Origin of the sequence: Campylobacter concisus (assembly GCF_002913715.1) — a bacterium.
Classification (GTDB): domain Bacteria; phylum Campylobacterota; class Campylobacteria; order Campylobacterales; family Campylobacteraceae; genus Campylobacter_A; species Campylobacter_A concisus_AG.
Genome location: NZ_PPCE01000001.1, coordinates 112,412 through 126,675 on the forward strand (window position 1 = coordinate 112,412; position 14,264 = coordinate 126,675).

The 14,264-nt window shown below is 37.4% G+C and carries 12 protein-coding genes; 3 read left to right on the forward strand and 9 right to left on the reverse strand.

Annotated features, from left to right (window positions below; all coding sequences use genetic code 11):
- Positions 1–12: 12 nt before the first annotated feature.
- From nrfD to pyrE, 7 genes are all read right to left on the reverse strand, one after another.
- The gene (nrfD, locus tag CYO92_RS00640; RefSeq protein ID WP_103589224.1) at positions 13–978 is read right to left on the reverse strand and encodes an NrfD/PsrC family molybdoenzyme membrane anchor subunit; all 966 of its coding nucleotides are present in this window, start codon (positions 976–978) and stop codon (positions 13–15) included.
- Between the two features lies 1 nt (position 979).
- Positions 980–1,651, reverse strand: coding sequence for a 4Fe-4S dicluster domain-containing protein (locus CYO92_RS00645; protein ID WP_021090331.1), 672 nt, complete (start codon positions 1,649–1,651; stop codon positions 980–982).
- A 21-nt stretch (positions 1,652–1,672) separates the two neighbouring features.
- A complete protein-coding gene (locus CYO92_RS00650) occupies positions 1,673–2,431 on the reverse strand; it encodes an FKBP-type peptidyl-prolyl cis-trans isomerase (RefSeq protein ID WP_072595292.1) in 759 nt (252 codons plus the stop codon).
- Between the two features lie 44 nt (positions 2,432–2,475).
- Positions 2,476–4,542, reverse strand: a complete 2,067-nt coding sequence (locus CYO92_RS00655) for a multiheme c-type cytochrome (RefSeq protein ID WP_021090404.1) — start codon at positions 4,540–4,542, stop codon at positions 2,476–2,478.
- A gap of 96 nt (positions 4,543–4,638) precedes the next feature.
- On the reverse strand, positions 4,639–6,066 hold the full coding sequence (locus CYO92_RS00660; RefSeq protein ID WP_103589225.1) for a c-type heme family protein: 1,428 nt from the start codon (positions 6,064–6,066) through the stop codon (positions 4,639–4,641).
- Positions 6,056–6,745, reverse strand: a complete 690-nt coding sequence (locus CYO92_RS00665; RefSeq protein WP_072595294.1) for a response regulator transcription factor — start codon at positions 6,743–6,745, stop codon at positions 6,056–6,058. Before CYO92_RS00665 ends, CYO92_RS00660 begins: the two co-directional genes overlap by 11 nt.
- 243 nt (positions 6,746–6,988) lie before the next feature.
- The gene (gene pyrE, locus CYO92_RS00670; protein WP_087586511.1) at positions 6,989–7,597 is read right to left on the reverse strand and encodes an orotate phosphoribosyltransferase; all 609 of its coding nucleotides are present in this window, start codon (positions 7,595–7,597) and stop codon (positions 6,989–6,991) included.
- Between the two features lie 119 nt (positions 7,598–7,716).
- Between pyrE and CYO92_RS00675 the strand changes: the two genes are divergently transcribed.
- The 3 genes from CYO92_RS00675 to thyX all read left to right on the forward strand — a co-directional run bounded on the left by CYO92_RS00675 (position 7,717) and on the right by thyX (position 12,463).
- On the forward strand, positions 7,717–9,084 hold the full coding sequence (locus CYO92_RS00675) for a Na+/H+ antiporter NhaC family protein (protein ID WP_103589226.1): 1,368 nt from the start codon (positions 7,717–7,719) through the stop codon (positions 9,082–9,084).
- Positions 9,085–9,204: 120 nt separating this feature from the next.
- The gene (gene flgE / locus CYO92_RS00680; protein ID WP_103589227.1) at positions 9,205–11,715 is read left to right on the forward strand and encodes a flagellar hook protein FlgE; all 2,511 of its coding nucleotides are present in this window, start codon (positions 9,205–9,207) and stop codon (positions 11,713–11,715) included.
- A 118-nt stretch (positions 11,716–11,833) separates the two neighbouring features.
- The gene (thyX, locus tag CYO92_RS00685; RefSeq protein ID WP_103589228.1) at positions 11,834–12,463 is read left to right on the forward strand and encodes an FAD-dependent thymidylate synthase; all 630 of its coding nucleotides are present in this window, start codon (positions 11,834–11,836) and stop codon (positions 12,461–12,463) included.
- 52 nt (positions 12,464–12,515) lie between these two features.
- On the opposite strand, the gene CYO92_RS00690 is transcribed toward thyX, so the two are convergent.
- Positions 12,516–13,622: a DNA adenine methylase gene (locus CYO92_RS00690; protein ID WP_103589229.1), complete on the reverse strand. Its 1,107-nt coding sequence runs from the start codon at positions 13,620–13,622 to the stop codon at positions 12,516–12,518.
- A gap of 1 nt (position 13,623) precedes the next feature.
- Positions 13,624–14,139, reverse strand: a complete 516-nt coding sequence (gene luxS / locus CYO92_RS00695; protein ID WP_103589230.1) for an S-ribosylhomocysteine lyase — start codon at positions 14,137–14,139, stop codon at positions 13,624–13,626.
- Positions 14,140–14,264 lie beyond the last annotated feature (125 nt).

A 14,264-nucleotide genomic window follows, 5' to 3' on the forward strand; every position in this document is an offset into this window, starting at 1 on the left:
CTCGCCTCTACCTTAAATGCTATAAGTTTGTCCCGCATAAAGTATAAACACCCTAAGCAGTAAAACACCGATAACAGCCGCTAATGAACTGATATAAAAGCTAAATTTTAGACTAGCTACTTTTTTGCCAAATGCAAAATTTAAAACAAAAGGCACAATAAAGCCAACTAGCACAACACCAAGCCAAAAGAAATTTGCCCAAACACCGCTATAAAAAGCAACAGCTGCATTTTGCTGATAACTTGAACCAAGTAAAAGCGATACAAAAAGCATTAAAATGAGTAAAATTTCAGCTCCCAAAACGCTAAATTCTACGCTATGAAGCGAATGAAGGTCGCTTGAGTGCGGATCTTCTTTAAATAAAGCTGCTGCAACCAAGCTACTGCCACTTATGCCAGCACTTAGTCCTGAAGCTATAAATAAAGCTGGAAGCACAGCTGTGTTTAAGAGTGGGAATCTAATCAAAACTGAGATCAAAAATCCAGTATAAGCACAAATTATTACAGCAAAAATAAGACAAATACGACTTAAAAATGGATAAAGTGGTATTAAAATTTTCATTGTTAGTGCAAAAAGAGTACTAAAGGATTTTAAACTTTTGGTTAAAAAATTTGAAATCTCATCATTAAATGCATAAAGGCACATCAAAAAGCTAAGCGGTATAAATACACAAAGTCCAGCAACACCGATAGACATAACTGATGTGAAATTATAATTAATCAAAATTTTCCAAAATAAAAGCGGCTTTTCAAGATCAGCTATCAAGCAAACCATACCAAGCATGATGCTAACAAAGGCTAAAAGCGAAGCAGCCTTGAAAAATGGGCTAAAGCTCTTTTGCTTTTTATAGTGTTTTAAAAGTATGGCAGCGATTAGTGCTCCACCACTCATACCAGCTAGCAAAAGATAAACAGCGATCGGCCAGCCCCACTCTACTCCATGCGAAAATGTTGCAGTAAAATTTAATGCACCATCCATCTTACACCCCCATTTTTACTTTAGGAATATATCTAAGGCTTGGTTTTGTGCCAAGCTCTGCTCTTAGCCTTATGCTGTCTTTTACGGCTAGTAGCTTGCTGATGTGCGAATTTTCATCGTTAAGATCACCAAAGACGATCGCCTCGTATCTACAAGCTTCTACGCAAGCTGGCTCTTTTTCGTCCTTTAAATTTGTATCTACGCAAAAGTTACAGCTTTGAGCTGAGTGCGTAACCTTATCGATATATCTCACATCATATGGACAGGCTACGATGCAGTATTTACAGGCGATACAATCATCTATATTTGTAGTTTGTATGCCAGTTTTTTCGTCTTTATGACAAGCCTTGGTTGGACAAACAGCTACACAAGGTGCATCGACGCACTGCTGACAAGATACTCTTACAAATCTTTTATCGAGTAAATTTTTAGGATTAGTCTTATCTTCTATAAAAAGTCTCATCTGTCCTTTTGGGACTAAATTTACCTTTCTGCAAGCTATCTCGCAGTCTGTACAGCCAACACATTTATTTTGGTCAAATATCATACCAAAGTGTGGTTTTTTTACACTTTCTTCACTCTTAAAAGCAAAACCACTACTTGCCGCACCAGCACCAGCAGCCACAACTACCATGCTTTTTAAAAAGGCTCTTCTATTTTTTTGATTTTGCATTTTTAACTCCATTTTTATATCTTAATGAGGCTTTTTAATGCCCTCATTTAGTTCTTTCTCGTGAATTTTCTTTGCAGCCTCGGCTAACTCACCTGGCTTTAAGACCTTAACAAGCTCTATCTCAAAAACGATAGTCTCGCCTCCAGGTATGCCCTCCATGCCGCTATCGCCATACGCAAGTTCTGGCGGGATAACAAATTTAAACTTATCGCCCTCTTTCATGAGCATTAAGCCCTCTTCAAGACCTGGGATCAAATTTAGCATAGAAAGATGAGCTGGAGCCTCTTTTGTCTCATCAAAGACCTTACCATCGATAAAGCTAGCTTTGTAGTTTGCTATGATGATACTCTCTTGTTTTGGAGTCGCTCCCTTTTTGCTTGATTTTAAAATTTCATATTGCAATTTTGATTTTGTCGTTTTTACATTTTTATTTTTTGCATTTTTATCCATAAAAGCCTTGCCCTGCTTTAAATTCTCTTTAAGTATGGCGGCTTCTTTTTCTTTTACTATCTTGTCTAAATTTTCAGCTCTTTTATTTAGTAGCTTTGCTATCTCATCATCGCTTAGTTTTAGCTCTCCTTTTAGTGCATCACTAAAACCTTTGATAACGGCCTCAGCATCGTAGCTAATGCCTATTTGTTTTTGTTCAAGTAACCCTTTTAAAACATATCCACCACTTGTTGCTCCCATAGCATAAGACTCATTTGAATCTACATTTGCAAGCAAACCAGAAGCACTTAAACTAAGAAGTAGCGTAAATTTTAAAACCTTATTTTTCATATCAAACCCTTAAGATTAAAGGGGCTAAAACTAGCCCCTAAATGCTATAAATTTTTATTCAAAATTCTTTGAGCTTCTTTTATATACTCTTTTGATGCATCGAGTTTTTGTTTAGTAAATTTAAATCCGTGCATACCCCACGAACCATCTTTTTCAACCATATCGATGATCTCTTGAGCATTTTGGATAAGCTCATAAACTCTTACTTTATCACTTGCATCAAGTTTTTTAGTCTCAAGTAGTGAGTAAAGTCCTTCAATACCAATCTTAACTTCAGAGAATTCATTCTTAACTGGAGTTTGCCATCCCATAACTTCATCATAAACTTGTTTTTGGTTTTTGAAGTGAAGTGTTGGTTTTAGCTCAGATAATACTGGGCTGTGGCAGCCTTTGGTATCTTTCATATCTTTATCAGCCCAAGATGTTCTAGCGCACGCCCACATCAAGTCAACGTAGTTATGGCCATTTTTATCTCTCTCAAAGTGCCAATCTTTAGCATCTCTCGGACCTTTAGCAGCATCGCCTGGTACTAGAGATTTCTCTTTTGGATCAACCATGATCTTCCAGATGTGAGATCTTCTTTGAGTATCAAAGCCAGCGTTGTCTTGGAACTGAACAGCATAGAAATTCTCACAACTCATCATAAATGGCATGTGGCAAGATGCACAAGTGTTGTCTTTGTGAGTATCTGCTTTAGATGCGATATATGCTTGAGTCTCGTGGCAATCTTTACACTCTTTTCTAATTTTTGGCTTAGTATAGAATGAGCTTAGATAGCCTTGCTCTGAGTTATAGTTCATACCTGTTACGCTCTTATCGCCTACAACTGGACCTGTGTTGTCGTGTGGATCGTGGCAAGTAACACATCTCATACCTTTATCATAGTGAGCTGTAAAGTATGATTGAGAACCTTCAGAACCACATCCTGGTCCCATTGATTTAAATTTAGAGCTTAAAGAAAGATCAAGCTTGCCGTTATTAAGAGGATTAGCACGAGCTAGATCTGGGCTAAAGTTAAACCTTTGGTGGCAGCGTTCGCAGTTTGATGTTCTAAAATTTGTAGCCCCATCAAGGTGACCGCCAGCTCCGTGACACTCCTCACAGCTTACGCCTTTTGAGATAGTGTGTTTTTGAAGCTCTTTAGCATTACCAAGTGCTGCGTAAAATTCTGCTTTTGATTTGAAATCAAATTTAACTGGGTGACAAACTTCACAATATGATGAGTTTGCTTGGAAAAACATCGACTTTTTATGTTTTGCGGCGTATGAGGCAAGACCTCTAACATATCCGCCATTATCACCATACTCTTCAAGAGTGCCAGGAAATTCTGGAACAAGCTCTTTGATTTTCTTAACAGTAGCGTCGTCTAAATTTAACGCCCATGTTCTTTGCCATTGGTTACCGCCAGCTACGATCTGACCTGTGCCATCTCTTAGCAAGCCGCCCTCAACGTAATAAGTACCACGAAGTAACCATGCATCTACGTAGCCCATTTTTGTTCTTAAGTGACCAACAGTTGCATAGATCACATCTGGTGTGATACCTTTTGGAAGGATAGAAGCGGTATCTTTGTCAAATACTGGCTCAGTTAGGTTGTTATTAACCTCTGGGTGCTCGCCAGGGAAGCGCATAGTAGTTGCGTGGCGAGATCTGCTCCACACTTCATACTGGGCTGGGTGACACTCACCGCACTTTTCTGGTCCTACAAATTTGTTAGGAAACTGAAGTGATGAAGTGGCTGGAATTCTATACATCATAGAGCTATAGCCCTTACCGCCATCTCTTTTACTAAGCTTTGACATATCAAAGCCATGTCCCTCGGCAAGCCACTCTAAGCCACGGTCGTGAACGACCATTTTACCGACGGTTTTACCACCATACTTTGTAAAAATAGGGTGGTTTTTAAATAACCAGTTATACATCTCTTGCTCTTCTACAACGTAGTCTTGCAAGGAGATAACACCTCTACTTTGCAGTGTGCCTTTAGGATTTGCGATAACATCACGTGCTTTATCGGACATCTGCATATTATGCTCTTCACAACAGGCTTGTGAAGCGAAGATGCTAACACCCATGAGCAAACCAGCTAAGGCTTTTTGTAGATTTCTCATGTGCCCTCCTTTAAATTTTTTATCCTAAAATCAAAATGATTTCATACTGATAATACTAACACCAAAAAAGGGTAGAAAAGGGGGAATTTTAATAAATTATAAATTTTCGAAACTAATTGTAAATGTAATACTATTTTCATCTACATTTCTAGCAAAGATTAGAGCATTATTTTTGCTAGCGATTAGCCGGCTCATATATAGGCCAAGCCCACTGCCAGACTCTTTTGTGCTAAAGTGTGGCTCAAAGATAACCTTTAAAAACGAAGCCTTTATCGCTCCTGCATTATTTTGAACGCATAAATTTTTACGATTATCTTTTATAAAAGTATAAATTTTTATTACTCTTGGCTTTACATAGCTTTGTTTAAATGCATCTTTTGCGTTGTTTATAATATTTATTAAAATTTGGATTATTTCATTAAAATTTGCAAAAATCGTAAAATTTTCTCTTATATCGATCTCTATTTCTATTTGATATTTCTTAAGTGAGGCGTTTAGAATTTTTATAGTCTGATTTACCACTTCCTCTACGCTAAACTCCCTTTTTAAAGTATTTGGCTTAAAAAAATTTTTAAAATCATCAACCGTTTCAGACATAAAATTTATCTGCTTGCTAGTCTCTTCTATAAACTCATAAATTTTTGCTTCATCAAGCTTTTTTCGCTCCTGATAGAGTTCTAAATTTATTAAAGCTGAGCTGATTTGAGCTAAAGGCTGCTTCCACTGATGTGAGATATTGCCTATCATCTCGCCCATTGAGGCTAGGCGGCTTTGATGTATCATTAGCTGCTCAGTCTGTCTTTTGCTCTCTTCGCCACGCCTATGCATCTTATAAACAAGTAGCAAAAATATCCCAAATACAAAGGCTATCGCACTCATTATGATGACAACCTCTTTTAAATGGTAAGAAAAAATGGCACGTAGTGGGATTTTAAAAGATAGCATTGCCATCATCTCACTTGCTTCAGAAATTTTTCCATTTGAAATTTCATAACGATCCAACATCTGTTTTGGAGCACTTTCGCTATTATGACAGGCTAAGCAAGATGTATTTTGACTTTTTATAGGAAGTCCTACAAAAAATTGTGAGCCATTTTCATCTTTTATAATCTTTGAAAACTCACTAAATTTATTCTCTTTAAAGCCTCTTAACACCTGCGCTTCAAATTCATTTGGCTCATGAGCTTTATTTAAAGGCGCCATGGCGACTAGTTTGTAGTCAAAGTCAAGATTGTATTTTTTCTTTTGGATATTATAAATTTCACGGCTTATATATGAAGATGAAAGCAATCTCTCGTCAAAAAAATCCTCTTTTATAATGCCATCATGTTTTAGCTGCTCTATTAGCGGACGCTGAACGCCTGCAATGTACTCTCTTACAGAATTTATACTCTCAAGCACATAATACGCCTCTTTTTTGGCATCTTTCATTGCAAGATTACTATAAAAATTTAAAACAAGTGCGGATATTAAGAGATAAACAAAGATAAAAACACTTACGATTAGCTGAAATTTATATTTCACAAAGATAACCTACACCGTATAAATTTTTAATCACATCTTTGCCAAGCTTCCTTCTAAGCTCTTTTACGATCGTCTTTATCGCCTCTTTGCTTGGCTGCTCATACTCCCAAATATAATCAAAAATTTGTTCATAAGTTATAGTTTGATTTTTGTTGTTTAAAAAATACTCTAAAAGCCTACTTTCACTCTTACTTAGATGAGAAATTTCACCATTTATATAAAGTACTTTTTTGCCAAAATCGTATTCTAATTCATCATTTAGCCTAAGAGTAGGTTTGCGTCCAACAAGCTCTAAAGCAACGTCTTCTAGGGCCTTTATAAATGATTTTTTATCATATGGTTTTGCAAGATATCTTGTGATCTTTAGCTCAACCGCTCTCCACAAATACTCTTGCTCGACATGGCTTGATAAGATCACGATAGGAATTTTTTGATTTATGGTTCTTACTTTTTTAGCGATCTCTAGTCCATCGATGTTTGGCACGCTTATATCAAGCACCAAAACATCATAAGCATCGCTCATCGCTAGCTCAAGTGCATCATAGCCATCTGTTACACCATTTACTTCGGCAAAAAATAGTTCCAAAGAAGCACAAATATTTTTTAAAATCGCCTCTTCATCTTCAAGGCAAAGGACCTTTTTATTTGATAAAACGTCTAAAATATCATATTCTTGCATAGCTTCATCTCGCTTTTTGAGCAGATATTATCACTTGGTAGCTTAAAAAATAAGATTATCTAAAAAATAATTCATACCAATATAAAAAACAGATTACTTTTAAAAATTAAACTATAAATTTTTGTTGAAGTGATTTGAAGTCTTGATTAAAATTTTATATGAGAACTATTTTTGGATTTTTCTAAAGATTTTAGCTATCAATCAATTTGAAAAAGAAAGATAGCTATATTTATAGTATAAATTTTAGTTGCCTCTGCTTCCAGGTTTGATCGCTTTGCTTCCATTTTTACAAAGTGGGCAATGCTCAGGCTCATAAATTTCAAACTCAAAATTTCCTAAAGCAAAAAATGGCTTATCGCTTGGCAGTTTGGCATTTGGCTTGGCCTTATTGTCTAAATTTGTAACCTTACAAAAGCCACGATTCGCAAGTGCTGCAAAGCCAACTACCTCACCACCAAGGCTCTCTATCACGTGCGCTGCTTCAAGTGCCGAGCCGCCAGTCGTGATGATATCTTCACAAACGATAAATTTCTCACCTTTTTTTACCTCAAAACCACGTCTAAGACTCATTACCTTTTCAACTCGCTCTGTAAAGATAAAACGCTTCTTTGCTGCGCGAGCTAGCTCATAGCCAGCTAAAATTCCTCCAAGTGCAGGCGAGCAAACGCTATCAAATTTAATGCCAAATTTCTCTATCACACGGGCAAGCTCATCAGCTAGCTTTCCAGCCAAAGCTGGATCTTCAAGCACCTTTGCACTTTGGAGATAAAACTGCGAGTGATTGCCACTGCTTAGTAAAAAATGTCCCTCTAAATATGCCCCAGCCTCTTTATAAATTTTCTCTAAATCCATCGTTTTTTCCTTTTAAAATTTACTCAAAATCTTAACACAAGCCCACTTAAGCCACTCTTTTTAAAATTTAATAAGCCACACATTTGTATAATCTCTCAACACTCACAAAAAGGACGCTCATGCTTATATTTAACCCTGTTGTTTTTAGCATTTTGGTAATGACGATACTTTGTCTATTGCGTTTTAACATTTTGCTTTCTATCCTTATCTCTGCTCTTGTTGCGGGAGTAATGTATAAGCATGGATTTAGTGGATTTGAAAGTGGTATTGCAGGTGGGATCGATAGCCTCTTTACAGCCCTAAAAGAGACTACACAAAGCCTCATAAGCGGTATGCAAGGCAATCTTGAAACATCGCTTAGTTATATTTTGCTTGGTGCTTTAGCAGCCGCCATCGCAAATACAAATTTAACTGCTATCTTGATAAATGCTTTGAGTAAATTCCTTAGCTCAAATAAAGTGATTTTTATACTAACTATTGCATTTATAGCGTGCTTATCTCAAAATTTAATCCCAGTTCACATAGCTTTTATACCTATTTTGATCCCGCCACTTCTTGCTATTATGAATAAAATGGGAATAGATAGACGTGCCGTAGCTTGTGCTTTGACATTTGGTCTTCAAGCACCTTATGTAAGCCTTAGCGTTGGCTTTGGTCTGCTTTTTCACAATATCTTAAAAAAAGAGTTAGCAAATAACGGCATAACCACATCTATTTCTGATATCTCTTCTGTTATGTGGATAGGTGGCACTTCTATGCTTATCGGACTTATCCTCGCTATACTTTTTTACGGCAAGAAAAGAGCTTATAAAACTTCAAAATTTGAAAAAGAAGAGCTTGATGAGATCGAGCGTGCAAAAAGCCTTGAGATGACTAAAAAAGAGTGGGCAGTTTTAGCTGGTGCAGTTGTGGCTTTTGGTGTGCAAATTTATACTGAGCTACTACCTCTTGGTGCATTACTTGGACTTTTGGTTATGGTCGTTTTTGGTGGTATCGAATACAAAAAAGTAGATAAGATCATGGATAATGGCCTTGCTATGATGGGATTTATCGCATTTATCATGCTAGTTGCTGCAGGTTATGGCACTATCCTAAGAGAGAGTGGTGGCATAGACGAGCTTGTAAAATACGCTAGCTTGGTATCTGGCGGCAAGATAGGCGGAGCATTTTTGATGCTTCTTATCGGACTTCTTGTAACAATGGGCATAGGTACTAGCTTTGGTACGATCCCTATCTTAGCCTCTATCTATGTGCCACTATGTGTTAGCCTTGGTTTTGGCGTACCAGCCATCATCTTGTTAGTTGGCATAGCTGCGGCTCTAGGAGATGCTGGAAGTCCTGCAAGCGATAGCACACTTGGGCCAACAAGTGGTCTAAATGCTGATGGTGAGCACAACCACATATATGATACTTGTGTACCTACATTTATATTTTTCAATATCCCACTTATCATCGGTGGCATCGTTGGAGCTATGATACTTGGATAAAATTTGGCGTAACTAACGCCAAATTTCTTTTTATTTCTTCTACTTTTTATCAATATAAATTTTGGAACATCTTTTGCTTTTGAAAAATATAAAAATTTAAAATGCAAAAAGGATAAGTCAATGATGAGATCACTTTGGTCTGGTGTTTCAGGCCTACAAGCCCACCAGATAGCGATGGATGTAGAGGGCAACAACATCGCAAACGTCAATACTTATGGTTATAAATACAACCGTGCAAATTTTGCTGATATACTAAGCCAAACTCCAAGAGTCGCTACTGCTCCACAAGGTCAGCTAGGCGGTCAAAACGCTATGCAAATAGGTCTAGGAACGACTATAAACTCAACTACGAGAATTTTCTCACAAGGTACACTAACATCTACTGATAAGCAAACAGACCTTGCACTTCAAGGAAATGGTTTCTTTGTCGTATCTCCAGATGGTGGAACTACAAGATACTATACAAGAAATGGTGACTTTGTCCGTGATAAAGCTGGAAATTTTGTAAACAATAGTGGCTATGTCGTTCAAGGCTGGACAAGAGATGAAGAGACTGGCACTATCGACTCAACAGGTCCGATAAAAAATATTGTGATCAAAGAGGGTCTTACAACTCCAGCAAGAGCCACAACAGAAGTAAAGATAAAAGGCAACCTTGACTCAGGCAACACCATCGACCAAAGAAGCACTCCTATTTATTCACTAGACTCGGTTGCTGGCGGACGTGACTATAACAATGACGGGATTTTAGATCCAAACGAAGTCCACAATGAAAATGATGTAAATAATGATCAGTTTTATACAAACTCAAGAAAAGAACAAAGCTTAACAGAGCGTGGTGTAGATCTTGGTGTTACATTTGATGAGCTTGGAAATGGTCTTGCGTTAAGAGATGGACAAGGCATCTGGGTGAGCTATGCAAATGCTAAAACTGAAAAATTTACTATAGGTAGTGGGTCACCAAATAATGTTGGTTCACTTACTAATAATGGAACTACAAAAAAATTAAATATAACATTAAATGGTGTAAATATAACTGGAGATGTAACAAACATAAGTGATGTTGCTGCTGCTATTAACGCTCAATACAATAAAACTGGTGTTAGAGCTGAAATTTCAGAAGGTAATAAACTAACACTTATAAATAGAAATAACTCAGGTACTACAAAAGAGACAAAAAATATTCACTTAACTGTCAATGCTGGTGATGAATTAGTAGCAGCAACGAGAGCAATGGGAGTACTGCCGCCGGCAGATGCCGGTTTAGAAAATCGAGATATTATCACAGCTTATCAATATGTCTATACAAGCTCACAAACAACAGCAGTTCACGAATATAATGATGCGAAAGAAAGACAAGTAACTACAACAGAAGATCTTCGTGCTGCTATGCAAAAAGATGCAAGGAACTACATTGACTACAACGGTGATGGTCAAATAAGAGCAAACTCAGATGCACTTGACGCTGCAAAACAAGCAATAGCGGCACATAGAAGAACGCCTGGAACTGGCGGGGCAGCCATAACTAGCACCGTATATCAAACAGCCTATAATAATGCTTATAACACTGCTTATAATAATACAACTGGTACGGTGAATCAAAAGCAAGCTGCTGGTCATGCAGCTGGTATCGCGGCACTTCAAGCACTTGCAGGTGATGATACAAATGATGGTGTAAAGATCACTGTAAATAAACTAGGTCAATTTCAACTAGAAAATCCATCAAATGAAGTAGCAGATCATGCACTTTATATGACAACAACTGGTCTTACAAAGCCAGCTCAAGGTACAAATAATTCAGCAGTAAATGAAAACGTTAGACTTACAACTATTATGAAAGCACTTGATGGCGCACTAAGCCCAGGCCAAGCTCTAAGAGCAAGTGGAAAGATGATGATGTCAAGCCACGGCTCAACGGCAGAAATTTTTGACTCACTTGGATCAAAACACACAGTTAGTATCAAATGGGCAAAAACTGGTACCACAACAGATGGTGGAACTGAGTGGAGCATGATCATCCAAGTACCAGAGCCAGCTAAGATAAACTATTCAGGTCAGGGTCCAGATAACGTTATAACTGGAACAGCTAGATTTAACGCAAATGGCTCACTTGCAAGTTTCCATCCAGCAACGATAACATTTTCAGCTAACAACGGCTCACAAAGTGGCCAAAACATTAGCTTAAATTTTGGTCTTGGAACTGACTTTAACGGCTTAACAAGCTTTGATAAAGACTCATCAACTGAGTCAATCTCACAAGATGGCTACACAGGCGGCACATTAAACGGCATAAAAATAGATGAGACTGGAACGATAATAGGCTCATTTTCAAATGGTCAAAGCTTTGGCCTAGCTAAAGTAGCACTTGCTACCTTTACAAACAACGAAGGTCTTCAAAGTGAGGGAGGAAACGTATTTTCACAAACTGCAAACTCAGGTGAAGCAGTTATCGGTGCAGCTGGTACAGGCGATAAGGGAACGATCGCAGCTTCAAAACTTGAAGCTAGTAACGTCGATCTAAGCCGTGCGCTAACAGATCTTATTGTTATCCAAAGAGGTTTCCAAGCAAACTCAAAAACGATCACAACAAGTGACGAGATGCTAAATACACTTCTTCAATTAAAACAATAATAACTAAGACTTTTACAAAAGGGAGCGTTCGTCTCCCTTTGAAATTTATGCTTTAAATTTACAAATAAAATCAGCCTTCTTTTTGTAAAATGTTAAAAAATTTTACAAAAGAGAAAAAATGCAAGTAACACTTCTAAATCACACTCCACTAAATATCTGTTCTCACGCTATCCGCACATGCTGGCAAAGCTTTGAAAAAGGCGACAATGGCGGCGAAAAAGATGTTGAGCTAATAGATAGAGTAGGCAATAAATTTAAACACGCTTCGACCTTAGAGCACCTATACTATAACTTCTACATCCAAGGTATTTCTCGTGCACTACTTCAAGAGCTAGCTCGCCACCGCTTAGCGAGCCTAAGCGTCAAATCAACCCGCTACACACTAAAAGAGCTAAAAAAAGAGGAAAAATTTGAAGTAGGGCAGTTTGAGCGTGCGGCTAAATTTATCGTGCTAACAAATGACGAAATGGTCGATAACGCAAGCATAAAAGCACTTGAAAATTTACGTGAAATTTTAGCCTCAACTACAAAAAGCCTTGATATAGTTAAATACTGCCTGCCAGAGTGCTATAAAACTGAGCTTACATGGAGCATAAACGCTAGAAGCTTGCAAAATTTCATCTCTCTAAGAAGTTCAAAATCAGCCCTTTGGGAGATAAGAAATTTAGCAAATGCCATCTACGATGTCTTACCTGAAGAACATAAATTTATCTTTGAAAAATGCTTGCCAGATGATGAGCAAAACTAACATTTACGTTAGTGTGGTTTGTGGTTTAGAAGTGATGAAACGAGTGCTAAATTTACTTTTGTAAAACGTAAAGAAGCTCGTCTACGTGGATGTTTCTAGCTTTTAAATTTCTGCTGCCACGGTAGGCGTTATACTTTTGGCGCAATAGTTGAACCTTGCCCATCTTATTTAAATTTTGATCAAATTCATCTTGGTTGATAAAGCCCTCTGAGTTAAACGAAATGAGTACAAATTTTGCCTTTAAATTTGCTATCAGCTCGAAAAATGCCTCGCTTGCTGATGATTTTTTATTAAAAACTGATCTGTTCCAGTCCTTTGCGATGCCTGAAACTTTTGAAATTTTACTTGGCTCAGTGTTGCTTGCGATGAGATTTAGCATGAAATAGTTTGAACCGTATGGATGCTGATTATAAGGCGGATCAAGATAGACTAGATCAAGACCATCAAGCTCTTTTGCGAGCAAATTTGCGTCCTTTTGATAGACCTCAAATGGTACGCTGAAATTTGAGAAAATTGGCTTAGTCAAATTTATATTAGAAGTGATCCTTGAAATGGCGTTTTGCCCCCTGCCGCCAAACTGACCGATGCCATCTTTATTTTTATGAAAACCTTTAAAAATTCCACTTGTATTTGCATGCACGCTTGCATTATAAAGAAGTGGAGCTATGAAAAATTTTCTCATCTCAGCCGGCATTAGCTCATCTATGAGCCTTCTTGCGGTGTCAATGAATATGGCATTTTTTTTCGTGTAAAAGACCCGCTCGCCCTCGGTAATATTTTTATCATCTTGTGGGGCATAAAGCCTTGTTATAAAGCCCTCAGAAAGGTTATTTTTTATCTCTTTTTCAAGTCTTTTTTGCCAGAAATTTATCTCATTTTTTAGTTCATTTGTGGCGTTTTGCAGGTAGCATGAGTTTGTGATAAAGCTGTAAAGTTCCAAGTCGTTTGCGACTAGAAATTCGCTATTTTGCTTTAAAAACCTAGCCACCACGCCACTTCCACTAAAGAGGTCGCAGCAGCTAAGTTTTTCTTTTTTAAGCTCGTCTTTTGCGTATTTTACGCCTAGATCTATAAAGCCTAAAAGAGAGCGTTTATTACCAAGATAGGTTAAAATTTGCTCTTTTAGATAGGCTTGATTTTCTTGTTTAGCTGGCTTCAAATTAGTGCTTTTTTAGTCCCATAGTATCAACGTCAAGCTTGATCTCATCGTTGTTTATGATGACTAAGCCAAGATCAAGAATTTTATTTGCTATGGCGTGTGCTTCATCAAGTGAGTGCATCTTGTAAGTGCCGCATTGAAATTTATTTAGCTCTGGAATTTTATCTTGGTCTTTGACCTCTAAGATATCTTTCATAGAAGCAAGCCATGCCTCTTTTACGGCTTCTTCGCTAGGTGTGCCAATCACACTCATATAAAAGCCAGTTCTACAGCCCATCGGCGAAATGTCAATGATCTCTACGCCGTTGCCATTTAGGTGATTTCTCATAAAACCAGCAAAAAGGTGTTCTAAAGTGTGAGTACCTTTCTCTGGTAAAATTTCTTCATTTGGCTTGCAAAATCTCAAGTCAAAAACGCTGATATCATCGCCCTTTGGCGTTTTCATACTTTTTGCTAGTCTTACTCCTGGGGCTTGCATTTTCACATGATCTACACAAAAACTATCAAGTAGTGGCATATATTCTCCTTTAAATTTTTGGTAATTCTAGCGAAAAAAATGTTTAAAAATTTAAAGGCTCATGAAAAATTTTACATAAGCCTTGTAATATTTGAATGTTTGTGGGTATTAAAATAATAAAAATT